The 26825-nt window shown below is 49.0% G+C and carries 24 protein-coding genes; 7 read left to right on the forward strand and 17 right to left on the reverse strand.

All coding sequences use genetic code 11. The features are described from left to right. Positions 1–212: 212 nt before the first annotated feature. Positions 213–1196: a M23 family metallopeptidase gene (locus tag NSU00_RS11400; RefSeq protein ID WP_035189645.1), complete on the forward strand. Its 984-nt coding sequence runs from the start codon at positions 213–215 to the stop codon at positions 1194–1196. Between the two features lie 29 nt (positions 1197–1225). Here NSU00_RS11400 and yunB read toward each other — a convergent pair whose 3' ends face one another. The 15 genes from yunB to NSU00_RS11475 form a co-directional block, all read right to left on the reverse strand. Then, positions 1226–1948: a sporulation protein YunB gene (gene yunB, locus NSU00_RS11405; RefSeq protein ID WP_017554582.1), complete on the reverse strand. Its 723-nt coding sequence runs from the start codon at positions 1946–1948 to the stop codon at positions 1226–1228. A gap of 338 nt (positions 1949–2286) precedes the next feature. After that, on the reverse strand, positions 2287–2589 hold the full coding sequence (locus NSU00_RS11410; RefSeq protein WP_029142400.1) for a YunC family protein: 303 nt from the start codon (positions 2587–2589) through the stop codon (positions 2287–2289). 179 nt (positions 2590–2768) lie between these two features. Next, complete coding sequence (locus tag NSU00_RS11415; RefSeq protein WP_328192393.1) at positions 2769–4145, reverse strand: bifunctional metallophosphatase/5'-nucleotidase; 1377 nt, start codon at positions 4143–4145, stop codon at positions 2769–2771. 264 nt (positions 4146–4409) lie between these two features. Then, a complete protein-coding gene (gene sufB, locus NSU00_RS11420; RefSeq protein WP_013860137.1) occupies positions 4410–5807 on the reverse strand; it encodes a Fe-S cluster assembly protein SufB in 1398 nt (465 codons plus the stop codon). A gap of 6 nt (positions 5808–5813) precedes the next feature. Then, the gene (sufU, locus tag NSU00_RS11425; protein ID WP_017553424.1) at positions 5814–6257 is read right to left on the reverse strand and encodes a Fe-S cluster assembly sulfur transfer protein SufU; all 444 of its coding nucleotides are present in this window, start codon (positions 6255–6257) and stop codon (positions 5814–5816) included. Further along, positions 6247–7476, reverse strand: coding sequence for a cysteine desulfurase (locus tag NSU00_RS11430; protein WP_019721397.1), 1230 nt, complete (start codon positions 7474–7476; stop codon positions 6247–6249). Before NSU00_RS11430 ends, sufU begins: the two co-directional genes overlap by 11 nt. Beyond that, a complete protein-coding gene (gene sufD, locus NSU00_RS11435; protein ID WP_019721396.1) occupies positions 7476–8786 on the reverse strand; it encodes a Fe-S cluster assembly protein SufD in 1311 nt (436 codons plus the stop codon). The genes NSU00_RS11430 and sufD overlap by 1 nt, the downstream gene beginning before the upstream one ends. A gap of 16 nt (positions 8787–8802) precedes the next feature. Next, positions 8803–9588: a Fe-S cluster assembly ATPase SufC gene (gene sufC / locus NSU00_RS11440; RefSeq protein WP_035189630.1), complete on the reverse strand. Its 786-nt coding sequence runs from the start codon at positions 9586–9588 to the stop codon at positions 8803–8805. A 335-nt stretch (positions 9589–9923) separates the two neighbouring features. After that, a complete protein-coding gene (locus NSU00_RS11445; RefSeq protein WP_019721395.1) occupies positions 9924–10280 on the reverse strand; it encodes a hypothetical protein in 357 nt (118 codons plus the stop codon). Between the two features lie 247 nt (positions 10281–10527). Further along, positions 10528–10836 (reverse strand): thioredoxin family protein, encoded by a 309-nt coding sequence (locus tag NSU00_RS11450; protein WP_017554847.1) that lies wholly within the window; start codon positions 10834–10836, stop codon positions 10528–10530. 57 nt (positions 10837–10893) lie between these two features. Continuing rightward, the gene (gcvH, locus tag NSU00_RS11455; RefSeq protein ID WP_017554848.1) at positions 10894–11277 is read right to left on the reverse strand and encodes a glycine cleavage system protein GcvH; all 384 of its coding nucleotides are present in this window, start codon (positions 11275–11277) and stop codon (positions 10894–10896) included. Positions 11278–11347: 70 nt separating this feature from the next. Further along, entirely contained in the window at positions 11348–11707 is a 360-nt protein-coding gene (locus NSU00_RS11460) for an arsenate reductase family protein (RefSeq protein WP_029142403.1), read from the reverse strand. Positions 11708–11811: 104 nt separating this feature from the next. Beyond that, positions 11812–13596, reverse strand: coding sequence for an acyl-CoA dehydrogenase family protein (locus NSU00_RS11465; RefSeq protein WP_340703698.1), 1785 nt, complete (start codon positions 13594–13596; stop codon positions 11812–11814). Between the two features lie 347 nt (positions 13597–13943). Next, the gene (locus NSU00_RS11470; protein ID WP_013860149.1) at positions 13944–15122 is read right to left on the reverse strand and encodes an acetyl-CoA C-acetyltransferase; all 1179 of its coding nucleotides are present in this window, start codon (positions 15120–15122) and stop codon (positions 13944–13946) included. Positions 15123–15300: 178 nt separating this feature from the next. Continuing rightward, on the reverse strand, positions 15301–17685 hold the full coding sequence (locus NSU00_RS11475; protein WP_340703699.1) for a 3-hydroxyacyl-CoA dehydrogenase/enoyl-CoA hydratase family protein: 2385 nt from the start codon (positions 17683–17685) through the stop codon (positions 15301–15303). A 199-nt stretch (positions 17686–17884) separates the two neighbouring features. On the opposite strand from NSU00_RS11475, the gene NSU00_RS11480 reads away from it, so the two are divergent. From NSU00_RS11480 to NSU00_RS11490, 3 genes are all read left to right on the forward strand, one after another. Next, positions 17885–18016, forward strand: coding sequence for a YuzL family protein (locus NSU00_RS11480; protein ID WP_013860151.1), 132 nt, complete (start codon positions 17885–17887; stop codon positions 18014–18016). Positions 18017–18086: 70 nt separating this feature from the next. Next, positions 18087–18341, forward strand: a complete 255-nt coding sequence (locus tag NSU00_RS11485) for a hypothetical protein (RefSeq protein WP_017554854.1) — start codon at positions 18087–18089, stop codon at positions 18339–18341. 305 nt (positions 18342–18646) lie between these two features. Further along, the gene (locus tag NSU00_RS11490) at positions 18647–18991 is read left to right on the forward strand and encodes a spore coat protein (protein WP_013860152.1); all 345 of its coding nucleotides are present in this window, start codon (positions 18647–18649) and stop codon (positions 18989–18991) included. 35 nt (positions 18992–19026) lie between these two features. On the opposite strand, the gene NSU00_RS11495 is transcribed toward NSU00_RS11490, so the two are convergent. After that, on the reverse strand, positions 19027–20247 hold the full coding sequence (locus NSU00_RS11495; RefSeq protein ID WP_080588400.1) for an FtsW/RodA/SpoVE family cell cycle protein: 1221 nt from the start codon (positions 20245–20247) through the stop codon (positions 19027–19029). A 168-nt stretch (positions 20248–20415) separates the two neighbouring features. Between NSU00_RS11495 and NSU00_RS11500 the strand changes: the two genes are divergently transcribed. Next, the gene (locus NSU00_RS11500) at positions 20416–20736 is read left to right on the forward strand and encodes a thioredoxin family protein (RefSeq protein WP_029142407.1); all 321 of its coding nucleotides are present in this window, start codon (positions 20416–20418) and stop codon (positions 20734–20736) included. A 39-nt stretch (positions 20737–20775) separates the two neighbouring features. On the opposite strand, the gene NSU00_RS11505 is transcribed toward NSU00_RS11500, so the two are convergent. After that, positions 20776–22215 (reverse strand): phospholipase D family protein, encoded by a 1440-nt coding sequence (locus NSU00_RS11505; RefSeq protein ID WP_340702838.1) that lies wholly within the window; start codon positions 22213–22215, stop codon positions 20776–20778. A gap of 124 nt (positions 22216–22339) precedes the next feature. Here NSU00_RS11505 and NSU00_RS11510 point away from each other — a divergent pair, with 124 nt between their 5' ends. Both NSU00_RS11510 and NSU00_RS11515 read left to right on the forward strand, forming a co-directional pair. Beyond that, positions 22340–22495 carry a lmo0937 family membrane protein gene (locus tag NSU00_RS11510; RefSeq protein ID WP_014097513.1) on the forward strand — a complete coding sequence of 52 codons (156 nt, stop codon included), beginning with the start codon at positions 22340–22342 and terminating at the stop codon, positions 22493–22495. 245 nt (positions 22496–22740) lie between these two features. Then, positions 22741–25905: an efflux RND transporter permease subunit gene (locus tag NSU00_RS11515; protein WP_340703700.1), complete on the forward strand. Its 3165-nt coding sequence runs from the start codon at positions 22741–22743 to the stop codon at positions 25903–25905. Positions 25906–26825: the final 920 nt, after the last annotated feature.

The raw sequence follows: 26825 nt of genomic DNA on the forward strand, positions 1-26825 counted from the left end.
CCATCTCTCCCACCATTTTCCCGGGTTTGTTCTCTCTCACTTTACCACATTCGGCACTTCTTTGAAAAGAAAACGCCACCGGTTTTTCCAATATTTAATATTGATGAAAATCCGCTGCTCTTTCCACAATAAGCATAAGAAGATTTTCATATTGCGATTTTCTGTTTGTACGGTGCCAAATCGACAACATTGACAGAAAGAGGGTTTTCACATTGCGGTTTGCTTTGCTTTTCTGCCTTGTAACGGGGCTTTCATTTTCTGCCATTCATGCCCAAGCAAAAGAAATGCCCGATAAAGAAATGTACAAAAAACGGATGGAACTTTATCAGCATATGGAGGCATTTACCCAGATTCCGTGGTACAATTTGGCAGCCATCGACCAGTATGAACGGAGCATCCGGTTTGTCCGTTCCGACCTGCCGAAACCGGCCGGCCTTATTTCCATTTATTTTCCCCCTGAAAAGTGGTCCGGGCTTTCCAATCCGAACCACAATGATACCCGCCCGCTTTCGATTGCGTTTTTCGGCGGGATCGGCAAGGACGGGAACGGAGATGGGAAAGCTGACCGCAACCATGATCTGGACGTGCTTTTTACGATGAGCGACTATTTGCTGCAGTATGGAACGGACGACGACGGCTTTGAAATTGCGCTGTGGCATTATTACAAACGGGATAAAGCCGTGCAGCTGATTACGGAAAAGGCGAAGATTTACAAGACATTCGGCACCATTCAGCTGACAGACCAGGCGTTCCCGATCCCGCCCGGATACAATTACAGCTACCGGAGCACATGGGGCGACCGGCGCGGCTGGGGCGGGCGCCGCATCCACGAAGGGACGGATATTTTTGCCGATTACGGCGTTCCGGTACGCGCGACTTGTTACGGGGTCATTGAATTGAAAGGGTGGAACAAGTACGGCGGCTGGCGCATCGGCATCCGTGATTTGAACAATTCGTATCATTATTTTGCCCATTTAAGCGGTTATGCCAAAAATTTGCATGTCGGCCAGGTCGTCAAACCGGGCATGCTGATCGGCAGCGTCGGCAGCACCGGTTACGGCCCGCCCGGCACATCCGGAAAATTCCCGCCGCATTTGCACTACGGCATATACAAAGACAACGGCCGAAACGAATGGTCTTTTGATCCTTACCCGTACTTAAGGAGATGGGAATCGCTTGAGAAACAGCGGAAATAAGGAGCACTACAATGCGAATGTGGCGCTCCTTATTTCGTGCTTTTCGGCAGTTCGATGAGCGGCTGCGCACCGCCGCCGTTTCCGTTATAAAATTGCGGGACATCGCCATTATAGTTGCCCATTGCAAGCGGGACATCATGAGTGTAAGTGATGACATCCGAGGCAAACGGGATAATGACCTGCATTTTGATTTTGATTTGAACATAAATATAAAAAAATGCGTTGTTAATGCCGTATTCTTCTTTTTTTACTTTAATATTGGAGCTTTCAACATCCCCCACCATTTGAAAGGTCACGGGAATATCCGGCCCCATGTTCCCAAGCAGGGCGATATTGGTTACTTTCCCGAGCGGAACGGAAAAAATTTCGGGTTTTGATTTTTTCTTTTTGCCGAGCATGCCGTCGTTTGATATTTCTTCAAGAGACGTAATGTCTCCTTCTTCCACTTCTTTAAATTGGCGGGTAATTTGGTTTTCAATTTCAGACTGGGTGGCGGCCAATTCCCGCGGGTCAATCGTATCCAACTTGCTGTTTTTTCCGCCGCTCACATGGTCTTTAATTGCTTCGTTCGTGACATACGAGGCGATTTTTTTCATTTCCGACTCGGCGTACCGCATTAATGTTGGTTTTATGCCTTCGTCAATAATGATAATGCTGATAATGGTAGTCACCGTAAAAAATGCGATGGAAAGCAAAAGCACATACCGCGCCGGCAATGGTCCCCGCCGTTTTGAGGTGCGGAATTTTCGCATAAAAAATCCCCCCTGAAAGCAAATATATGTCTGTACAGGAGGGATTATGATCAAAAAACGCGGTCCTGGTTGGTGTGCTGAAGGATATTTTTATGTTTTCCGGCTGCGGTGCGGTTTGTCTTTCCTAATCTGTGAATGAAAGACATTTCGTTATTTCCCGGTTCGCGGTTTGTCCTTCATTACCCCGATGAAGGACATTTCGCTGTTTCCCGGCACATGTTTTGTCCTTCATCACCCCGATGAAGGACATTTCGACACTTAGGGCCCTGCTTTTTGTCCTTCATCGCCCGGGAAAGACGCATGCAACACCTTTTTTGTGCTTCAGTCTGATCGAACGTTTAGATCATTTTTAACAGTGCCTTTTTCCCGATCATGCCGGCGGTAATACCGAGTTTTTCCGCTTCATGGGTGACCGACTCGAGCGGTGCTTCCAGCAATTGTTCGATCGTCTTCACACCGACTGCCCTGCCGGCGATAATTTGGCGGTCTTTTAGTTGATCATTCAACAAGCTCACATCAAGCGCACCGCACATAATATAACCCTTGTCGCACGATACGGCCAGCAAGGTTGTTTTCGGCAGCCGGACAGTTGTCGCGATAAACGTATGTCCCCCGATCTCAACAGGTGTTACGGTTACCATTTCCATCCGCCCCTTTCTTTTATACTTTATGAAAAGGGCGGTGAAAAATTCCTGCCAGCCGCTGTGCTGCCATATCCCCATTCCGCAAAAAGGCCCTTGGAAACTCCGTTGGCATCACTGATTCTCGGGGCCAGGAAACTTCGATTGATGCATTGCTGCCTTGCTTTGCGTCTGGGTATTTAATCCTGCTGGCCGTATTCCTTCAATAACTTCCATTCCATTACGTCACGCAAAAATTCCGGCATAAAATAATGGATTTTCGCCTCACGAATATGCGGGAAAAAGTCGCCAAATGTGTACATATCAATCGTACCAAGCCTGTAGATGCGGTCCGGCTCCAGCGGCCTGCCCCCCACCTCTATTTTCTGCAAAGCATGATTAAAGCCGATATTCCGGTAAATAAACCGGCCCATGATTTTCCCGCGGAAACCGAGCCCTTTCAGCTCCAGATGCGGCCATTTCGGGTCGAGCGTTGAAAGAAGCACTTCCTGAAGTTTTTCGCCTGTCAGCTCGACCAGGCATGGGTTGATCGGGTGCGGGAGAATACGGTGGAGATCAAATTTCGTGACCGGCCCGTGTTCCAGACTGTCCAGCACAAGGCCGGCATTTAAAAACGCGCAATCGGCATCGCACCATTCCATTACCGCATCGCAAAGCAAGCCCGCAAGCCGGTTTTCCCTGAACCAGTCCGATTCCAATTTTTCCGGTAAATACACAAGTTCTTGATTCAATAATTTTTTTCCTTCAAAATAGTAGTGTTCAATCTCGGCCGTTTCTCCGGGCGGTTCCTGGAAGTTTCCGGTCGGTAAAGCACGGGCGGACTGATAGACTATTTTTTTGGCAGCCGGATCGATTTCAAGCTTGACATGACCGATATAATAGCCGTATTTACCGGCTGCAGCAAGCAGCGTCCGTCCGTCCATTTCGCCTTTTGCCAGCACATGGTGCGTATGCCCGCCCAAAACAAGGTCCACTTCCGGGTACAGCTTTGCAATAAGGCGGTCGTCATGAATGCCGAGATGCGACAAGACGATAAGGATATCCGCCTCGTTTTTTAAAATATCCATTTGTTTCCCAAGTTCTTCCAGCGGATTGGAGAGCTGCCAGCCAAGCAGCCGGTACAGTTTATAAAATCCTGCCGTCACACCGGTTACCCCGATTTTGACACCGCTTTTTGTCATGTACAATTTCCGCGGCGCTGCCCACTGTGGCCGTTTCCCGTTTTCTCTATACAGGTTGGCAAGAATCACGTCAAATTGCGCTTCCCCATACAATGTGTCAAGCGCCTCGTGCGGCATCGTAATTCCTTCATTATTGCCGATGGTTGCAGCCAAATACCCCAGTTGATTTAAAAGCCGGACATTTGCTTTGCCCATAGTCCCTTCTGTATACGGATGCCATCTGTCGACATGGTCGCCAAGATCAAACAGTAGCATCTCTTCATGTTGCCGGGCATGCTGCACCTGTTTCCGCTCAAGAAAATGGCGGATTTTCGGCCAGTTTTCAAAATGGCTGTGGATATCATTTGTATGGTATATATGTAAAATTTCGTTCATGTTTGGTCCCCTTATCGTTATGAGGGTAATCTCGTCATGCCGTTTCATACGGCCGCTTTTTATCCTTTATGCTTATGCAGTTTATTTTACCACGATTTTCAAATCGGCGCCCCATGAAAAAAACAGCCGCGCGGAATCCGCAAGCGGCTGTTTTTTCTGCCATCACGTTTAAAACCGTGCTTTACAGCAGGATATCAGCAGGAGCGATTCGCGGGGTCAATCGCAACCCTACGTTCACCCTTTATAAACGTTGATATATCAAGGTTATCCAATCGAGCCTTCCATCTCGAACTTGATCAAACGGTTCATTTCAACGGCGTATTCCATCGGAAGTTCTTTTGTGAACGGTTCGATGAAGCCCATCACAATCATTTCCGTTGCTTCCTGTTCGGAAATGCCGCGGCTCATCAAGTAAAAGAGCTGTTCTTCCGACACTTTTGAGACTTTTGCTTCGTGTTCTAACGAAATATTGTTGTTTAAAATTTCGTTGTAAGGCACGGTGTCTGATGTGGACAGGTGATCCATAATCAGCGTGTCGCATTCAACATTGGAACGTGCGCCGTCCGCTTTCCGGCCGAAATGCACCATGCCGCGGTATGTGACTTTTCCGCCGTGTTTTGAAATCGATTTGGATACGATCGTGGACGATGTATTCGGCGCCAGGTGGTACATTTTCGCGCCGGCATCCTGGTGCTGGCCTTTTCCGGCGATCGCGATCGACAGCGTCATGCCGCGTGCCCCTTCGCCTTTCAGCAGCACGGAAGGATACTTCATCGTCAGTTTCGAACCGATGTTGCCGTCAATCCATTCCATTGTCGCATTCTCTTCACAAACAGCACGTTTCGTTACAAGATTATAAACGTTGTTCGCCCAGTTTTGGATCGTCGTATAACGGCAATAGGCATTTTTCTTGACGATAATTTCAACGACTGCGCTGTGGAGGGAGTTTGTCGTGTATACCGGCGCCGTGCAACCTTCGACATAGTGGACAGAGGCACCTTCGTCAACGATGATAAGCGTCCGTTCAAACTGCCCCATATTTTCCGAATTGATCCGGAAGTAAGCTTGCAGCGGGGTATCCACTTTTACACCCGGCGGTACATAAATGAAAGATCCCCCCGACCAGACAGCCGAGTTTAAAGCCGCAAATTTATTGTCCGTCGGCGGAATGACGGTTGCCCAGTATTTGCGGAAAATATCTTCATTTTCTTTTAAAGCGGAGTCCGTATCTTTGAACACAATCCCGAGTTTTTCGAGATCCTGCTTCATGTTATGGTAGACAACTTCCGATTCGTACTGTGCAGAAACGCCGGCCAGGTATTTTTGTTCCGCTTCCGGAATGCCAAGCTTATCAAATGTGTTTTTGATTTCCTGCGGCACTTCATCCCACGAGCGGCCGGCATGTTCCGTCGGTTTGACGTAATACGTTATGTCGTCGAAATTTAACGCGGACAGATCGCCGCCCCATTGCGGCATCGGTTTATTGTAAAAATGTTCAAGAGACTTCAGGCGAAAATCAAGCATCCATTGCGGTTCTTCTTTCATTTTTGAAATTTCTTCCACAATTTCTTTCGTCAATCCGCGTTTTGCACGGAAAATGGAAACGTCTTTATCATGAAAGCCGTATTTGTAATCGCCGATTTCCGGCATTTTTTTAGCCATCAGCCATCATTCCTCCAATCCTTTTTCGCTTCTTACCCCTTTTTCCATTGCTTTCCATGCCAAAGTTGCACATTTGATCCGGGCGGGGAATTTGGATACGCCGTGTAATGCTTCAATATCGCCAAGATCTTCCGACTCTTCATAGTCTTTTCCCTGCACCATCTCCGAGAAAATGTGGGAAAGTTTCAGCGCTTCATCGACTGTCTTTCCCTTGACGGCCTGTGTCATCATGGAGGCCGACGCCATCGAGATGGAACAGCCTTCACCGGTAAATTTCGCATCCCGGATGAGGCCGCCCTCCACTTTCATCGTCAAATGGATCCGGTCGCCGCAAGTCGGGTTATTCATGTCGACTGTCAGGCTTCCATCTTCCAAACTGCCCCTGTTCCGCGGATTTTTATAATGGTCCATAATCACACTGCGGTAAAGCGCATCAAGATTAGAAGACATTTGTGAAATACTCCTTTGCTTTGACGATACCGGCAACAAGTTTGTCAATATCTTCTTTCGTATTATATAAATAAAAGCTTGCGCGTGCGGTCGCTGTCACGTCCAGCCATTTCATCAACGGCTGCGCACAGTGGTGTCCCGCGCGGATCGCAATTCCTTCCGCATCGAGAATGGTCGCGGCATCATGCGGATGCACGTTTTCCAGATTAAATGTCACAAGGCCGGCGCGTTCGTCTGCGCTTTCCGGGCCGTACACCGTAATCCCTTCTAATTCAGAAAGCTGCCCGAGGCAATAAGCACTTAAATCCTGTTCATGCGCGGTGATTTCATCAAGCCCGATTTCTTCGAGAAAATCGATGGCTTCCCCGAGGCCGATTGCACCGGCAATGATCGGGGTGCCGCCTTCAAACTTCCACGGAAGTTCTTTCCAGGTGGAATCGTACAGGCCGACAAAATCAATCATTTCGCCGCCGTACTCGAGCGGTTCCATCTCTTCAAGCAGCGCCTTTTTGCCGTACAGGACGCCGATGCCGGTCGGGCCGCACATTTTGTGGCCGGAAAATGCAAGAAAGTCGCAGTCAAGATCCCTTACGTCCACTTTCATATGCGGCGCACCCTGGGCGGCATCCACGACCATGTAAGCACCACGGCTGTGTGCAATTTTCGCCATCTCTTTTACCGGGTTAATCGTGCCGAGCACGTTGGAGACAAGTGCTGCTGCCACTATCTTTGTCCGCTCCGTGACCGTTTTTTCCACATCTTCAAGCCGCAGCGTGCCGTTTTTTTGCATCGGCACATATTTCAAAACGGCGCCTTTTCTTTTGGCGAGCTGCTGCCACGGAATGAGGTTGCTGTGGTGCTCCATGTAGGTAATGACGATCTCATCGCCTTCCTGTACTTGTGCATCACCGAAACTGCGGGCAACAAGGTTCAGCCCGGCTGTCGTCCCTTTTGTAAAAATTATTTCTTCCGTTGATTCGGCGCCGATAAATTTGCGGACTTTTTCGCGCGCGCCTTCGTAATGGTCGGTCGCTTTTGTCCCAAGTGTATGGACGCCGCGATGGACATTCGAATTATATTCCCGGTAATATTGGTTGACGGCCTCAATGACACGGAGCGGCTTTTGTGAAGTCGCAGCACTGTCTAAATAAACAAGCGGGTGGCCGTTTACTTCCTGGTCCAATATGGGAAACTGCCGGCGAACTTCTTTGATATCCATTATCTGACTTTCCTTTCAATGACTTCCGTCAATTGTTTTTTTACACTTTCAATCGGAAGCTGATTGACAACCGGTGCAAGGAAGCCGTGGATGATCAGCCTTTCCGCTTCAATTCTTGAAATCCCGCGGCTCATCAAATAGTAAAGCTGGACCGGATCGACACGGCCGACAGATGCGGCGTGGCCAGCCATGACGTCGTCTTCATCAATGAGCAGCATCGGGTTTGCATCGCCGCGCGCTTTTTCGCTTAGCATGAGGACACGCGATTCCTGCTCGGCGTCCGACTTGCTCGCGCCGTGCTCGATTTTGCCGATCCCGTTAAAAATCATCGTGGACGCGTCTTTGACAACGCCATGTTTTAAAATGAAGCTTTCTGTATTTTTCCCGAAGTGGGTAATGCGCGTTGTAAAGTTTTGCGTCTGTTTGCCGCGGCTAACCACAACGGTTTTGGAATGGGAAACGGATCCGTCGCCCACAAGATTGGTCGTATTGTCTGAAATCGTATTGCCGTCATTCATCATGCCGAGCGACCATTCAATTTGGGCATCGCGCCCGGTGTAACCGCGGCGGTTCACATATGTGGTGACCCCTTTTGCAAGCGCATCAACCGCGCCGTATTCGATCTTTGCATTGGGGCCGGCAATGACTTCCGTTATGATGTTCACAATGCCTTTTGCACCATCGTTTGCCGAAATATAGTTTTCCACATAGGTGACGGCACTATTTTCTTCAGCGACCACCAGCACATGGTTGAAAAGCGGCGCTGTTTCATGGTCGTGCACATAAATGGCCTGAACCGGTTCTTCGAGCACAACGTTTTTTGGCACGTATAAGAATGTCCCGCCGTTCATCAGCGCAGCATGGAGCGCCGTCAAACGATGTTCATCAGGCTTAACCGCCTCTGTCATCAAATATTTTTGGACGAGCTCAGGATGTGTCCTTACTGCTGTCAAAATATCGGCCAAAATGACGCCTTGTGCTTTCGCGCTTTCCGACAAGGACAGATAAGCCGGTGTCTGGTTATGCTGGATATACAAGTTTTGCTTCGCGTTTTCAAGATCCACGAGCACCTTTACTTTTTCCGGCAGTTCATTCAAAGTGCTGTAGGCTGCGCTTTCCATGCTGAAATCGGTAAATTGCGTAAAGTTCCATTTATTCAGTTTCGTCTTGTCCACTTCCGGAAGCGGCAGGACCTGGGCCCGGGCTAATGCCTGGAGGCGGAACTCCTTCAGCCATTCCGGTTCACCATTTTGTTCGGAAAAGGTGCGGACATCTTGCTCATTCATTGCTAATTTCGTTTCTGTCATCAAGTCTCTCGCCCCCTGCTTAAGCTTCCTGGCCGACCGTTTCGTCTTCGATGCCAAGTTCCTGTTTAATCCATTCGTAGCCTTCCGCTTCAAGGCGGTTTGCCAGTTCAGGGCCGCCTGATTTGACGATGCGCCCTTGCATCATGATGTGGACGGCATCCGGTGTAATATAGTTTAACAATCGTTGGTAGTGGGTAATGATAATGCAGCCGAAATCTTCGCTGCGCATCGAGTTGATGCCTTTTGCGACAACTTTCAATGCATCGATGTCAAGGCCGGAGTCGATTTCATCGAGAATCGCAATTTTCGGTTCAATCATCATAAGCTGCAAAATCTCGTTCCGTTTTTTCTCGCCGCCGGAAAAGCCTTCATTCAAATAGCGTTGCGCCATGTTTGTATCCATTTCAAGAAATTCCATCTTTTTGTCGAGCTCGCGGATAAATTTCATCAGCGGGATTTCATTGCCTTCGCCGCGGCGCGCATTGACCGCCGAGCGCAAAAATTCCGCATTTGTCACGCCGCTGATTTCGCTTGGATATTGCATTGCGAGAAACAGGCCGGCTTTCGCACGTTCATCGACTTCCATTTCCAGCACATTTTTTCCGTCAAGCGTGATGGTCCCTTGGGTAACGATGTATTTCGGGTGCCCCATAATGGCAGAAGACAGCGTCGATTTCCCTGTTCCGTTCGGGCCCATGATCGCATGAAATTCACCGCTGTTTACTTCCAGATTGACCCCTTTTAAAATTTCTTTTCCCTCTACTTCGACGTGAAGATCTTTTATTACGAGTTTTGATCCTGCCATAAAAAATTCCTCCGTTGTTTGTATATTCAGATCCAATTCATTCTCAATTTATTCTCATTATTATTTTATAACAAATGAAAACTATGCGCAACTAGTAAAAACCTGTGGATAACCATGGCATGCCATCTTTTTTCCGCGGTTTTCCGGTCTTGCTTATTCATTAATAATAGCACAAAATAGAGCCGGTATAAAATTCCTGATACAGATTTCTTGAATTTCCCTGGATTGCGCATTGGGAATCCGGGCAGCCGCCTGAAACGGCATAAAAAAAGCCGGGATTTGTTTTGCAATCCCGGTTATGCTGTGATTCTCATTTTCAGTCTGTTATTTGATAATCAGGCGGATCTGGCTTTGCTTTTTGGCACAGGTTGCGGAGTTCCCGCAAGCCAGAATAAAGATTCCAGCAATAAAAAATGGCGATACGTTCCCCTGTACCGGAGTTCGCCCATTTTCAGAAATGTCCCGAGGCGCGCACGGCGGGACAGAAGCTGTTCGAATTGCCGGAGCGCCATTTCCAGTTCAAAATCCGCTTTGCCGGTTTCAAGCTGCACGCAACACTCCTTGGAAAAAGCAACGAGCAAGCATTCTTCCCCTGTGCGGAACGATACGGTAACAGGCACCGCCGGCAGCAGCATCCGCAATTGTTTTTTCCGTGCCAGGCTGTTCAGGAAAAACTGGATGGTCCGTTTCATGGCAACACGCTCCAATCCTCATTTCCTTTACCTATTCTGCACGGGTAGCGCTGATCCTGCCGGAATCGTTCAACAAATCGCGCGCTTTTCCGGCCGGTTTTGGCGGCAATGCTCGAACAGTGTCTGAAAAAAGTTTTTTCTGCGGTTTGAGCGGCGTTTTTGCGCAAAAGCCTGCCCGTTTTTTTCCGCCATGCAAGCGGTGTTTCCGTTTATGAATGCCCAAATCGGATGTTCCGCCGTTTTCTCATTAAAAAGAAGACAATTTTTCAAATAATGCCGGGACGGATTGAAAAGCGTACACTTTGTCTATTGCTTTCCCGTTTTCAAGGAGGAGCAGGCACGGTACGCTTTCGATCTTGTATTTTTCCGCCATTTGTGGCACGTAATTCAGATTGGCTTTGGCATAAGGAAAGCGGGGGACGGCCTGTTCTGCAATCTCCAGCATCCTCCCCGCCAGCTGGCATGTGCCACATAATGGCGTGTAAAAGTACAGGGCGAGTTTTTCTTCCTGCAAAATCCGTTCCTCCAGTTGTTTTTCCCTTGTCCAGTCCTGCATGGCAATCCATCCTTTACACAAAAAGGCACCGCAGCTTGGAGTGCAGTGCCAGTTATTTTATGCTTCGTTGATCATTTCCTCGTACTGTTCCGCCGTCAGCAAATCATCCAGTTCAGCAGAGTCGGCCGGTTCAACGACAATCATCCACGCTTTTTCATACGGGGATTCGTTGACGAATTCCGGGTTATCGCTCAAGTCGGCATTAACCGCAACGACTTTGCCGCTGACCGGCGCGTACAGTTCCGATACCGTTTTCACGGATTCGACACTGCCAAACGGTTCTTTCGCCGAAACTTCATCGCCTTCTTCTGGCAGTTCAACAAATACGATATCGCCGAGTTCGGCCTGGGCAAAATCAGTGATGCCGATCCGGACATGGCCGTCTTCTTCTTTCACCCACTCATGATCATCCGTATACCGCAGTTCTTCAGGTACCGCCATCTCAATCCCTCCGTTATGTATCCGTAATAGCCTTCAGTTTTAAATTACCGAAAACAAGCACTTAAATCAATCACTTTTTCAATAATTTTTCATAGGCATCTTCTTTAAAGCCGAACATGGCAAAGGCATCGCCCGCAAGAACCGGCCGTTTGATCAGCATGCCGTCGGAAGCCAGCAGTTCAAGCGCTTCTTCATCGCTCATTTCCGGGATCTTATCTTTCAAACCGAGTTCGCGGTACTTCTGCCCGCTCGTGTTGAACAGCCTTTTGATCGGCAGCCCGCTTTTTTCATAAAAGTCCTTAAGAAGCGCTTTTGAAGGCGGATTTTCGACAATGTGCACCGCTTCATAGGCAATGCCATGTTCGTCCAGCCATTTTTTCGCTTTCCGGCAAGTCCCACATTTCGGATACCAATAGAAAGTAAGGGCCATTTTGTCCACTCCTGTCATCATCTTGTCTTATCTGTATGTTAGCCGATTTTCCCCGGCGATGCAAAAGAAAAGGGACTCCGGCGGGCCGGAAATCCCTTTTTGCATTACAGCACATAGCGTTCTGCTTCGATAATTCTATCCGCGGCTTCGCGTTTTTTCGCAATGACGTTGGTTGGCGTATGGCGTGCCAGCTTGCGGAGGGCGGAAAGCGTCATTTGCAGCTGGTCGCCTTCAAGGCAGGCTGCGAGCGATTCTTTTGCAATTTGTTCGCATTGATTGAACGCTTCCTGAGTGAAAATTTGGGTATAGAGCAGCTTTTGGTTATGTTTTTCGGCACCGTCTTTGTTGATTGCTTTTTCCGTCCGGAGCACGCATGACTCTGCGGCATATACATTCGAAACGAGATCTGCCACGTTGGCAAGCAGTTCCTGTTCGTTTTCGAATTTTTTGCCGTACGTTTGCAGGGCGGTACCGGCAACAAGCAGGGTAACCTTCTTCATGTTGCGGACGAGATATTTTTCCTGCTCGAGCGGCGCGTCGCCGACTTGTTCCGGCATCATCATCATGAGCTCTTCCTGCAGGCTTTGCGCTTTTTGCAACAGCAGCAGTTCCCCGCTGAACGCTTTTTTCACGTATGTGCCCGGCACGATCAGGCGATTGATTTCGTTTGTCCCTTCAAAAATCCGGTTAATCCGGGAATCGCGATAGGCACGCGAGACTTCGTATTCATCCATAAAGCCGTAACCGCCGTGGATTTGCACCGCTTCATCGACGACATAGTCCAGCACTTCGGAAGCAAAGAACTTGTTCAGCGAGCATTCAATCGCATACTCGGCGATCGCATTGGCCACTGCCCGCCCGTCTTTTTCTTCTTCCGGCGTAAAATGGCTCATTCTTTCATCAAACAATCCGACTGTCCGGTAGACGGAACTTTCGGCTGCGTACAGTTTGGATGCCATCGTGCCGAATTTTTCTTTTGTCAGGTTAAACTGCGAGATCGGCGTTTTGAACTGCTGGCGGCCGTTCGCGTATTTGACGGCGATTTCGAGCACGTGCTTGCTGGAGCCGACCGCGCCGACGCCCAGTTTATAACGGCCGATGTTCAAAATGTTAAATGCAATTTTATGCCCTTTGCCGATTTCCCCAAGCACGTTTTCAACCGGCACCGGCACGTCTTCTAGGATAAGCGTCCTTGTGGAAGAAGATTTAATCCCCATTTTCTTTTCTTCCGCGCCCGTTGAAACGCCCGGGAATGTGCGTTCCACGATAAAGGCCGTGAACTTGTCGCCGTCAATCTGCGCATACACGGTGAAAACATCAGCAAAGCCGGCGTTCGTGATCCATTGTTTTTCCCCGTTTAAAATATAATGCGTGCCGGCTTCGTTTAATCTTGCAACGGTTTTGGCGCTCCGTGCGTCCGACCCCGAGCTTGGTTCCGTTAAGGCATAAGCCGCAAGCCATTCGCCGGTTGCGAGTTTCGGCAAATATTTTTTCTTTTGTTCTTCGTTGCCGAACAAAACGATCGGAAGCGAGCCGATGCCGACGTGCGCGCCGTGGGAGATGGCAAAGCCGCCGACTTTTGCGAGCCTTTCGGAAATCAGGGCGGAGCTTACTTTATCAAGGGCAAGGCCGCCGTATTCTTCCGGCACATCGGCGCTCAAAAGCCCGAGTTCGCCTGCTTTTTTCAGCAATTTAACAGAGCGGTCAAATTCATGGTTTTCCAAATATTCAATTTGTGGGACCACTTCATTGTTCGTATAGTCTTCCGCCGTTTTGGCGATCATTTTTTGTTCTTCTGTCAGCTCTTCCAGCGTAAATACTTGATCCGGTGTAATGTCATCAATTAAAAAACTACCGCCTTTTACAAATGCATCCGTTTTGTTCGCCATTTACAATTCCTCTCCTTTTTATCTGTAATGAGCGGCCCCAGATGTGCTCCGCGGCTCTTATCTCCATTAAAAACAATTCAACAGGCCAGGTCCGGCTCCGGCGTTTTGCCTTTAAACGCCCATTCTGCAGTGAACGCGGCACCAGCGGAAAAATGAAAATCATCCAGCGTATATTTTTAGGATAGAGACAGCTGATCCGCTTTTTACCCTGGTCCGGTCTCTTGCCGCTTGGAACCTGCTGCTCTGCTTTTAGCCCTGGTATCCATCCATTTCAAAACCTTGCCATGGTCCGGTACCTGCACGTTTCCATTTGAAACCGGCTGGCCGCCTGCTTTGGTCCATTGCCATCAAGACACGAGTTCAAATACACCAGCTGCACCCATACCGCCGCCGATACACATCGTGACGACGCCGAACTGCACGTTTCTGCGCTTCATTTCATGGGCAAGCGTTAACGTCAGCTTGGCGCCAGTGCAGCCGAGCGGGTGGCCGAGGGCAATTGCGCCGCCGTTGACATTGACGATGTCTTCATTCAGGCCGAGCTGGCGGATCACCTGGATGGACTGGGAAGCAAAGGCTTCATTCAGTTCGAACAACCCGATATCCTCAAGGTCCAACCCTGCCAGTTTCAAAGCTTTCGGCACAGCTTCCACCGGGCCGATCCCCATGATTTCAGGCGGCACCCCGGCAACCGCGAACGAGCGGAATTTCAACAGTGCTTTGAGCCCAAGCGATTCAGCTTTTTCTTTATCCATCAGCATCACCGCAGCCGCGCCGTCGCTTGTTTGCGACGAGTTCCCGGCCGTAACGGTTCCGGTTACCGAGAATGCCGGGCGCAGTTTTCCGAGCGTTTCCACATTTGTATCCGGCCGGACCCCTTCATCCTGCGAAAAGACGACTTTCTTTTCAACAAGTTTGTTGTCTTCGCCGACCGAACGCAATGTGACCTCAACCGGCACAATTTCGTCTTTGAATTTGCCTTCTGCAATCGCTTTTGCCGCTTTTTGGTGGCTGCGCACGCTGAAGGCATCCTGGTCTTCGCGGCTGACGCCGAATTTTTTGGCGACTTCTTCGGCCGTATGCCCCATGCCCATATAGTATTCCGGCGCAGTTTCTGCGAGGCGCACATTCGGGCGGACGACATGGCCCATCATCGGGACAAGGCTCATCGATTCCGCACCGCCGGCAATGATCGTGTCAGCGTGGCCGAGCATGATCCTTTCGGCGCCGTAGGCAATCGCCTGCAGCCCGGACGAGCAGTACCGGTTGATCGTAATGGCCGGCACCGTATCCGGCAATCCTGCCAGGGCCCCGATATTGCGCGCCATATTGAGCCCCTGCTCCGCTTCCGGCATGGCGCAGCCGATAATCAAATCATCAATATTTCCTTCATAGTTGCCGGCTCGTTTCAACGTTTCTTTTACGACAAGCGCACCTAGATCATCCGGCCGTGTTTGTGCAAGCGTCCCTTTTTTCGCTTTGCCGACCGGCGTTCTCGCCCCTGCAACAATGACAGCTTCCCTCATCACATTCCCCTCTTTCCGTGTTTTTGTAAAAGGCCCTTCCATCACCGCCCGGGGTGATGGATCGGGGTTTTCCCATATACAGTTGCATTCCCCGGGAAAACCCCTTTATGTTTTATATGAAAAATTCGGGCGGAATCTTTTCCTGCCAGGGGACCGGCATTCGCCAATCCGCGGGGCTCTAATTCCGTAACGGTTTTCCTTTTAACAGCATGTGCTGCATCCGCTGCTGTGTTTTTGGCTGTGCAATCAGACTCAGGAACGCTTCCCTTTCCAAATCGAGCAGGTATTGTTCATCCACTTTTGTCCCGAACGGCACTTTCCCGCCTGAAAGCACAAAGGCGATCTTTTTCGCGATTTCAAGGTCATAGTCGGAAATATAGCCCGACAGATGCAATTGCTGGGCCCCAAGCAACAACGCTGCATAACCGGATTCGCCTGTGACCGGCACTTTTTCGCGGACAGGCGGTTTGTACCCTGCGTCAGCAAGGCGCAGCACAGCCTGTTTTGCATCATAAATCAGATGGTCCTGGTTAAAGCTGACCCCGTCCGTCCGGTCAAGGAAGCCGGACTCGCGCGCTTCTTCAGCAGAAGTGGACACTTTCGCCATCGCAATCGTTTCAAAGACTTTGTTCACGACATTTTGCAAGTCGAACTGTACGCCTTCCGGAATGTTTTTCAAATGCTTGATGTACAGCTCTTTGTTGCCGCCTCCGCCCGGAAGCAGGCCGACGCCCGTTTCGACAAGGCCCATATACGTTTCGCTTGCCGCCTGGATATGCGCCGTATGCAGGCACACCTCCGCGCCGCCGCCCAAAGTCATCGCAAACGGTGCTGCAACAACCGGTTTTTGGCTGTATTTGATCTTCATCATCGTGTTCTGGAACTGGCGGACGACCATGTCAAGTTCAAAGATATTGTCATCCTGCGCTTCCATCAGCATCAAAGCAAGGTTTGCGCCGACACAGAAGTTTTTGCCCTGGTTGCCGATCACAATCCCTTTGTAATGATTCTCTGCTTCGTCCACGGCATAATTGATCATTTGCAAAATGTCGAGCCCGATTGCGTTGCTTTTTGAATGGAATTCAAGCAGCAGCACCCCGTCGCCGATGTCGATTAAGCTTGCGCCGGCATTTTCTTTCAGCACTTTGCCCTGCGTTTTCAAAGTTTTGAGATTGATTTCTTTCGGATTGGCTGGAACCGGCTTGTATGCTCCGTTGTCATAGTACGAGACGGCGCCGTTTTCTTCTTTGTAAAAAGACGTAAAGCCTTTTTCCAGCATGCCTTTCACCCAGCCGGGCACTTGAAGGCCGTCCTGCTCCATTTTTTGCACGGATTTTTCAACGCCGATTGCATCCCATGTTTCAAACGGGCCGAATTTCCAGCCGAAGCCCCATTTCATCGCCTGGTCGATGGCGAGAATATCGTCGGCAATCACGCCTGAAAGTTCTGCCGAATACACAAGGCAAGGCGCGAGAATATTCCAGAGCAGCTGTCCGGCACGGTCATCCGCATACACAATCGTTTTGATTTTATTGGCGGTTCCTTTTGCCTGCCGGGCCGCTTCCAAAGAAGCCGCTTTCATTTTCGTGCGTTCGCCGTATTCCAGTGTTTCCGGATTTAATTCATAGATTTCTTTTCCTTTTTTTTCATAAAAGCCTTTGCCGGTTTTGCTGCCAAGCCAGCCGTTTTCAACGAGTTTGTGCATGAATGCCGGCACTTTAAAAACTTCTTTTTCTTCGCCTTCCGTTTTTTCATACACGTTATTCGCAACATGGACGAACGTATCGATCCCGACCACATCGAGCGTCCGAAATGTTGCGCTTTTTGGCCGGCCGATCACCGGGCCTGTCACGGAATCGACTTCGCCGACCGTGTAGCCGCCTTTCATCATCTCCCGCACGGTGACAAGCAGGCCGTATGTACCGATGCGGTTGCCAATAAAGTTTGGCGTATCTTTTGCAAGCACGACGCCTTTTCCGAGCACGTCCTCGCCGAACTGCTTCATAAATGAAGTGACGTCCGGGTCGGTGTCAGCGGTCGGGATCACTTCGAGCAGTTTCAAATAGCGCGGCGGGTTAAAAAAGTGGGTCCCGAGAAAATGCTTTCTGAAATCTTCGCTCCGCCCTTCTGCCATCGCTTCGATCGAAATGCCGGATGTGTTTGAACTTACAATGGTCCCTGGCCGGCGGAAGCGTTCCACTTTTTCAAATACTGATTTTTTAATATCCAAACGTTCTGTGACCACTTCAATTATCCAGTCTGCTTCTTTCAGCCGTTCAAGGTCGTCTTCCAGGTTGCCCGCTTCGATGAGCGCGAGGCTTTTTTTCGATGTGAGCGGGGCCGGTTTTTGTTTTAACAGCTTCTTGAGCGCAGACTGGCTGAAGCGGTTTCGGACGGCTTTGTCCTCCAATGTGTACCCCTTTGCTTTCTCCGCTTCCGTGAGTGCGTTCGGGACGATGTCAAGCAAAAATACCGGAATCCCGATGTTTGCCAGATGTGCGGCGATGCCCGATCCCATCACGCCGGAACCGATGACAGCCGCTTTTTGAATGGTATACCGCATAGTGCATCCCCTTTCTTTTGAATGAATGCTCATTCATTAAGCGCTTAAAAAAATAACGCTTTCATCTTTAATAATAATATATACGAATTTTTTCATTCTATCAATCACTTCATCTCAAAAAATCGCCATTTTTTTAAAATTTTTTATATGCCCATACCATTTTGGGCAAGCTAAACGAAAATCGCGGGGAGGTGAACCAATGGCGAAGCTGAAGAAAAACCCGTCAAAAGCGGGTGTGAGCGCGGCAAGCGTAAAAGGCAATGCCGGCCCGACAGTGGAGCGTGACGGCGGCGGAAAAGTAAACAGCCAAAACAACCAGTACAAAAAATAAGCAGGCGGCTGCATAGGATCCGCAGCTCCTTCAAACAATAAAGGGAGACTTGGATAAAGGAGGAAATGGAATGCAACAACAGCCTTTTTCACAGCAGCAAAGCGGGCAAACGGTTTACAACGCTCCGCCCGATCGTATGTCAACAAAAGATTTGGCCTATGTGGATGATATGCTGGCCTGGAATCTGCTGGCGATGAAAAAAGCGCATGATGCGGCAACACGCTGCCAGGACAATGAATTGAAAGCCGTTTTTGAAGCGTGCGGGCAAATGCACCAGCGCCACTACAACCAGATTTTGGGGCATTTGAAAAGCCACTTGCAATAACAAAAAAGAATGCCGGCCCGCCACAAAAAGCGAAACCCGCTTTTCCAGTTCATGAAAAGCAGGCGTTCGCAGCCCGCCCCGGAATGCGCGCACAGCCCGATCCCTAGAAAAAAGCCTGCATGAAGGGAGGCTGTCCGTCCGGGGCAACCGCACTTCCCAGCCTGAAGCAAGCACTGACTGCCCCGGCAGCCGGGCTTAACGGAAAACGGGAGCTCACCAGCCCAAGCCCTGCCCGGGTTTGGCGGCAGAGATACCTGAATGCGGAGCGCGCGTCATACGACCATTTTAAAAAGGAGGTACAACATATGGATTCCCAACAGCAGCAGCAAAAAATTCAAAACCCGAAAACACAATTTCCTGAAACACCGGAAATGAACGACCGCGATCTTGCCAATGACCTGCTTTCGATGGAAAAATACATGACTGCTTCTTATCATACCGCCATGAACGAAGCGAGCCACGAAAAACTGTATCGCGATCTCCTGGCCATTTTTACGGAAACACAGAATGAGCAGCGCAAATTGTATGAGACGATGTTCCAAAAAGGCTGGTACAGTATGGAAGCAGCAGAACAGCAAAAACTGCAGCAGTCTTACCAGCAGCACCAGGGCTATGCTTCGCAGTTCCCGTATGGCGGGAAGGTGCAATAGCCGTAAAAAACAGGCGGCACGGGGCCGCCTGTTTTTTATTTTTCGTTGGAAAACATATATTTTCTGTAATGGTAACGGATTGAAAAAATAAATCCGACCGCAAGCATATTCCCTATCAGCGAACTCCCCCCGTAGCTGATAAACGGCAGCGGGATCCCGGTAATCGGCAGCACCTGTATCGTCATGCCGATATTTTCAAACACGTGGAACGTAATCATCGCAATGACACCGGCGCAAATGTAGGAATAAAAATCATTTTTCGTCTCAAGCCCTGCTTTTATGATATGGTAAATAAGCATAAAAAACAGGCCGATGACAATGCTCCCGCCGATAAAGCCGAACTGCTCGCCGATCACGCTGAAAATAAAGTCCGTCTGGTTTTCCGGAAGGCTCACTTCGGTTGTGCCAAGCCCTTTTCCAAACGTCTGGCCGGAACCAATGGCCAAAAGAGACTGAATCAAGTGGTAGCCGTCCGTATTGGAATAGTTATAAGGATCAATCCAGGCATAGATCCGGCCAAACTGGTACGAACGGACACCAAGATATTTTTCGAGAAGTGCCGGCTGCCAGAGGACGAGATAAAAAATCAGTCCCGCCAGTGCCGCGCCGCTGCCGAAAATTGGAAGCATTAGTTTCCATGTGATGCCCGACACAAATACAAGCCCGAAAAAAATGGCAATAAACACAAGTGACGTCCCTAAATCCTGTTGAATGGTCAACATGAGCGGCACAAACAAGCAGATGCCAAGTTTCACAAACAGCCAGAAGTCCGATTTCACTGACCGGTTCAGCACTTTTTCATTATGATCCGAAATAAGGCGTGCCATTGCTAAAATTAAAAATGGCTTCATGATTTCAGAAGGCTGGAATGTCCCAATCACCGGGAGCACAAACCAGTTTTTTGCGCCATTACGCTCCGGGGCAATGCTGGCTGGCGCCAGAATCAGCAAGATCAACAGCAAAATCCCGAACCCGTAACCGTACCACGATATTTTTTTCAGCTGGTCGGAGTCAAGGCGGATCACCAATGCTATTATGATTGCTCCGACCACATAGTTGATGACTTGTTTTATCAGATAACTGCTGTTAGCCGTATAAATGGCAACAAGGCTGACAATGCAGAACAACATCAGCGTTAAAACCAGCCCGTAATCAATTTTAGAACCTTCATCCCGCGAAGACAATTCCATCACCTGACTTCTCAATGCCGGAACCGCCGGCCGTAAAATAAAATAAATGATACGGATCCAAAACAACCGGCCCCCATCATTTTTTCATACAAGCTTTATTATACATCATACATGACGAAGCACAATCCTTTTCGTTTTGGAAATATTTCTTTGGCAGGTTGAAAAATGTTGAAATCCGCCTGCCGCTCTTTATACAATAAGAAAGAAATGATAAAGGATGGAGATGGTCTGGAAGTGGAAGCGATTAAAAGTGCGGAAGAATTTAACACGGTAACGGGAGGAGAAGCGCCGGTTATCGTGAAATTTTATGCAGACTGGTGTCCGGATTGCAAAGTGATGGATATGTTTATTGGTGATGTGATCAAAGACTATCCGCAATATAAATGGTATGAAATCAACAGCGACGAGTTCCGTGCGATTGCGGATGAAAACCAGGTGATGGGGATTCCGAGCCTGCTCGTTTTCCAAAACGGCGAGAAAAAAGCGCATCTACACAGTGCAAATGCAAAGTCGCCGGAAGAGGTACGCGAATTTTTAAATGATGTCGCATTGTAAAAAAAGGGCCCGAAGCCGGGGAAGGCTTTCCGGGCTTTTTTAATACGTTGTCAGTTTCAGCACTTCCTGAAGGCGGTAAAGGCCTTTTAACAAATAAGTGGAGAAGCCTTCGTGTTTTTTGTAGGAGACAGTGAAGGTGCCATCTTCATTGTTCCACAGCCGCCCGAAGTACTGGCGGATATCTTTTGTGATGGCCGCATCATTCGGTGCCTTCACAAATAAATCGGTCTCCAAATTATAATCGCCCAGGTTGCGCAGCGTTAAATTGGTCGACCCGCCGAAAAAGAGCGAACGGCCGGGCTTTTCAATCCAGACCAGCTTCGGATGGAATTGCTCGATCCCGGTGTTGTACCAGCGGATTTTGATCTTTCCATCCGTTTTCTTTACGAGTTCCTGTGCAACAGGCTGGTTGGGCAGCCCGATTTTTTTATGCCCGAACGCATTTAAATTCGGGTCGAGGATAAGCCGGATGCGGACGCCGCGGGAAGATGCCTCCTCAAGCGCACGGACCACTTTCCGGTCAGCCAGATAAAACATTGCCATTGAAATCGAATCACCATTTTTTGCCGCTTTGATTTCTTTCATGATCCGGCCGTAAACTTTCCCCTCTGTTAACAGCTGGACGGCAATCCTGCCTTTTCCCCTCTCTTTCCCTTTATATTGCGGCAGTTCCGGGCCGCCCGACATATTGGAAGCCGCCTGCTCCGATTCCAGAACATCACGGATGACCGGCCCCTTAACAAGAAAAGCGATATTGGAATGCCAGCCGCTTGCGTCATGCGGGTTGCCGGATGCAATGACCGTGCCGTTTTCGGTCGTAAACGTTTTGCGGTGGTTCGCCTTAATATTGAAAAGTTCAAGGTACGAACGGAGCGTCATTTTCGGTGCATTGTCCCCGAAAGCGTTCGGCAGCCAGCCGGTCCCGCCCTGGCCAAACGACTGGAAAAACATATGCCAAATACCGGAATAAAGCGGCGTCGGGTCACGTAACGGGTCCAAATGCGTAAAGACCACACGAATGCCATGTTCCTTGAGCCGTTTTAAAATGCCGGCTTCATGGGACCCGTAGGAGGTATTGATCGGGTCGGTGATCACGATGATGCGGACACCGGGTTCTTTTTCTTTTTTGGCAATCAGCCGGTCTGCAAGCCTTTCAGCCAGCGGCGGCACTTTCATCTTTTGATCATGGTAGCCATTAAAAAGGAATAAATCCGCGACGATAAATTGATGGGCCTGGTCAATCATCCGGTAAATTTCAGGATAGACGGCCTGCTCCACCTTTCTTTTTCCCGTCCCCTTTTCCCGGTATGTTAAATCCGAAAGAAAACGGATGTCTTGATCATGGACGGTATATGTTTTGCCTTCATAGGAAATCCCTTTTGGCAGCGGCTTATATGTATGGTACAACATCACAGCCGCATAAATGGCAAGCAGGACAAGGAACCCGCATAACAGCCATTTCTTTCCGCTTTTTTTCATTACAATCCCCCCGTTTCCCAGTATCTTTCCCCACCCGCATGCCCGGCAAACATGCAAGCAAAAGTTTGAAAAGCAACGGAACGGGTAACATAAAAGTACTTTAATTTAGAAAGGAAAAGGCTATATGATCTGGACAATCATCGGGATTTTGCTCGTACTTTGGATTTTGGGCATCGTTTTTCACATTGCCGGTGCCTTTGTGCATCTTCTGCTTGTCATCGCCGCAATTGTGCTGCTGTTTAAAATTTTTTCAGGCATGCGTGGAAATAACAGCCGGTAAAAGGCTAATGACATAGGAAGAAGGTTGAGGCGCAAAGGCTTCAACCTTCTTTTTTTAGGCAGTCCTTCATTTCCAATATTTTTTCTTAAGCGATGCATCAAGTACTGCCATTCTCTCCTGTATTTATAAAACATACCGGAAAATACTGGCGCATTTCCGGGTTTAAAAGTATAACTATTATGGAGATAGGTCGCCCATTTTTCTCCGGCCCTGTAACGAACAGACAAAGGAGTGTTGTAAACACTGTGAAGAAGACCATCCAGTTTTGCCTGAACAACAAATTTGCCATTTGGCTGATGACCCTCATTGTGGCTGGTGCGGGCATTTATGCCGGCATGAATATGAAAATGGAAACCATTCCGAATATCGACGCGCCATACATGCTGGTGACAGCCTCTGATCCGGGTGCCACACCGGAAGAAGTCGAAAATAAAATAACGCAACCGATCGAACAACGGCTGAAAAACCTCACCGGCGTCAATACGGTCTCCACTTCCTCGACGGAAAGCAATTCCCAGATCCAGCTTGAGTATAAATATGGCACGGATATGGATCAAGCGAAAAAAGACATCCAGGACGCGCTGGAAAAAGTGGACCTGCCGGATAATATTGACAAGCCGTCCGTAACAAGGATCAGCATCAATGATTTTCCGATCCTGTCTTTAAGTGTCTCGGACAAAAGCCGGTCTTTCCAGCACTTAACGAAAATTGTCGAAGAAGATCTTGTTCCAAAACTGCAGAGCATTGACGGCGTATCCGATGTTCAGGCTTCCGGCCAGTATGTGCAGGAAGTCCAGCTGGCCTTTAAACAGGACAAATTGAATGCATTGGGGCTCGATGAGGATACAGTCAAAAAGGCCATCCAGGGCTCAAACGTTTCGGTACCGCTCGGCCTCATCAACTTCGGGAAAGAAAACAAATCAGTAGAAATCGATGGAAACGTGAAATCGCTGAAGCATTTTGAGAATCTGAAAATCCCGTACACCCCGAAAACGGGTGCAGCTTCCGCTTCGTCCGCAGCCGCACAGGCTTCAGGGACACAATCCCCGGGTGCTGCACAAGCCTCAGGGACACAGGCCTCGGGTGCACAGGCTTCAGGAACGCAAGCCAACACCGGTATGCCGACCGTTGCGTTAAAAGAAATCGCCGATATCAAAGTTGTCGGCAAGCATGAATCGATTTCAAAAACGAACGGGAAAGATTCAATCGGCATCCAGATTACAAAAGCTCCGGATGCAAACACGGTGAATGTTGCCGATGCAGTAAATAAAAAAGCCGCACAGTTTAAAGCGGACTATAAAGGCACGCAAATTTCCACCATTTTAGACCAGGCAACACCTATCAAAGACTCCGTCAAAACGATGTTTGAAAAAGCAATCATCGGGGCCGTGTTTGCGATTGTGGTCATCCTGCTGTCTTTGCGGAATGTGCGTTCAACCATTATCGCAGTCATTTCGATTCCGCTGTCAGTGCTGGTTGCTTTTATTATTTTGCACCAGCTTGGCATCACATTAAACGTGATGACACTTGGGGCCATGACGGTGGCAATCGGGCGCGTTATTGATGACTCGATTGTCGTCATTGAAAATATTTACAGGCGCTTGACGCTGCGGGAAGAAAAACTGCGCGGAAAAGCGCTGATCCGTGAAGCGACGGTTGAAGTTTTTAAACCGGTCATGTCTTCCACGATCGTAACGGTCATCGTCTTTCTCCCGCTTGCACTTGTGAAAGGAATGGTCGGGGAGCTGTTCATGCCGTTTGCCCTGACGCTGATTTTTGCCCTGCTGGCATCGCTTCTTGTGGCCATCACGGTGGTGCCGATGTTTGCCCATTCGTTATTTAAGAACGGGCTGAAGAAAAACACGCGGACCACAAACGAAGGCCACGGCAAGCTCGCTTTGTTTTATAAAAGGATTCTGAACTGGTCGCTCAACCATAAGCTGGCCACGTTCGGCACCGCATGCCTGCTTCTGATCGGCAGTCTGTTTTTAATCCCGCTTATCGGCGTCAGCTTTATTGAAAACGAAGGCCAGAAAGTCGTGTATGCCACCTATGCGCCGGAACCGGGGGAAACCCTTTCCGACGTGAAGAAGATTACAGGAAAAGCGGAGGATTACTTAATCCACCGTAAAAATGTAAAAAATGTGCAGTATTCCATTGGGGAGTCGGCTTTCAGCACAAACAGCAACTCCGCCATCTTTGTTGTCGAATATGACCAGGGCACCAAAAATTTCGACCGCGAACCGGAAAAGGTCATCAAAGCTCTGCAACAAAGAACGGACCAGGGGACATGGAAATCACAGGACTTCGCGTCCATGTCGAATGATGAATTAACGATGTATGTCTATGGCAATGATCTGGATGAAATCAAACCGGTCATCCATAAAATTGAAAAAGTCATGAAAAACAATGACAACTTGAAAAATGTTGAAACCAGCCTTTCCGAAACGTATCAGCAATACACGCTTGTCGCCAACCAGGACAAACTGGCCGCCCTCGGGTTAACAGCCGGCCAGCTCGGAACCGGCCTTGCGCAAACCGGCAACCGGACCGTGCTGACAACCATTGAAAAAGGCGGAGAGGAATTAAACGTATATGAACAGAACAAAACCGGGCATTACGGCAATATTGGCGACCTGACCAATCAAAAAGTCACATCGCCGCTCGGCACAAAAGTAGCGCTAAAAGATGTCGTGGACGTGAAAAAAGGCGAAACACCGGATGCGGTTACGAAACGGGACGGCAAAATCTATGCCAGTGTAACCGGCAAGATCAAGACAGCTGACGTTGCGAAAGTGACACAACAAGTCCAAAACAAAGTGGATAAACTCGATATTCCAAAATACATCCATGTCGAAACCGGCGGCGTAACGGAAGACATCAATGACTCGTTTACAAAGCTCGGTTACGCGATGCTGGCTGCTGTCGCGATCGTTTATCTTGTGCTCGTGATTACATTCGGCGGGGCTCTCGCGCCGTTTACCATCCTTTTCTCGCTGCCGTTTGCCGTGATCGGTGCACTCATAGCCCTGTTCCTGGCGCATGAAACGATTAGCGTCACCGCCATGATCGGCGCCCTGATGCTGATCGGCATCGTGGTGACGAATGCCATCGTGCTGATCGACCGGGTGGTGCATAAAGAAAAGGCGGGGCTGTCCACCCGCGAAGCATTGCTTGAAGCAGGCGCAACAAGGCTGCGGCCGATTTTAATGACCGCCTTCGCAACAATCTTTGCCCTGATCCCGCTTGCTCTGGGCTACGGCGGCGGCGGACTCATTTCGAAAGGGGTCGGCATCACAGTAATTGGCGGCTTGACCAGCTCCACTTTACTGACTTTGATCATCGTCCCGGTTGTCTACGAATTTTTAATGAAGTTCAGGAAAAAAGAAAAACATCCGGAAGAAGCATGAAAAAAGAGGTTGCCCCCGGGCAGCCTCTTTTTTCTGCATGAACGGAAGCAGCACCGGCGCTTGCGTCGGAGCCGGCAAAACTTGGGAAAGCCGGGATTTATCTTCAAACCCCCGTTCCTGTTCGATTTAGCTTCTTTCAAGTAGGGCTGAATAAGCAAAATTCTTAGATTTGGTAAAAATGCTGGAGGCCGGCTTTTTTTCGTGCTTCTTTAACGTAGACGGACCCTATGTGAAGGAAGGCCTTCGTTTTTCCACGCTTCCTTAACGTAGACGCGCTCTATGCGAAGGAACAACGACTTTTTTCCACGCTTCCTTAACATAGGGCTTGCTGAATCACCAAACTTCCTAGATTTGGAAAAACTTAATACAAGGTGCAAGGGTTAAAGATGGATTCTTCTATATTTTGAGAAAGAGCTTGCTAACAAATTGGGTACAAACTCAGAATCGGATTCGTTCAGCAAGCCCCAAGTAGGACATTTCGAGCCCGGATGCAGCTCCTTTTGTCCTTTTGGCAGATTCAAAAGGACATTTCGGGCCTGGATGCAACGTGTTTTGTCCTTTTGACAGCTTCAAAAAGACATTTTGGGCCCGGGTGGAGGTCAATTTGTCCTTTTGACGGCTTCAAAAGGACATTTCAGACCCGGATGCAACGTGTTTTGTCCTTTTGACAGCTTCAAAAAGACATTTTGGGCCCGGGTGGAGGTCAATTTGTCCTTTTGACGGCTTCAAAAGGACATTTCAGACCCGGATGCAACGTGTTTTGTCCTTTTGACAGCTTCAAAAAGACATTTTGGGCCCGGGTGGAGGTCAATTTGTCCTTTTGACGGCTTCAAAAGGACATTTCAGACCCGGATGCAACGTGTTTTGTCCTTTTGACAGCTTCAAAAAGACATTTCGGACCCAAACGCGACTCCTTTTGG

Origin of the sequence: Weizmannia sp. FSL W8-0401, from assembly GCF_038009125.1 — a bacterium.
Taxonomy (GTDB): Bacteria; Bacillota; Bacilli; order Bacillales; family Bacillaceae_C; genus Weizmannia; species Weizmannia coagulans.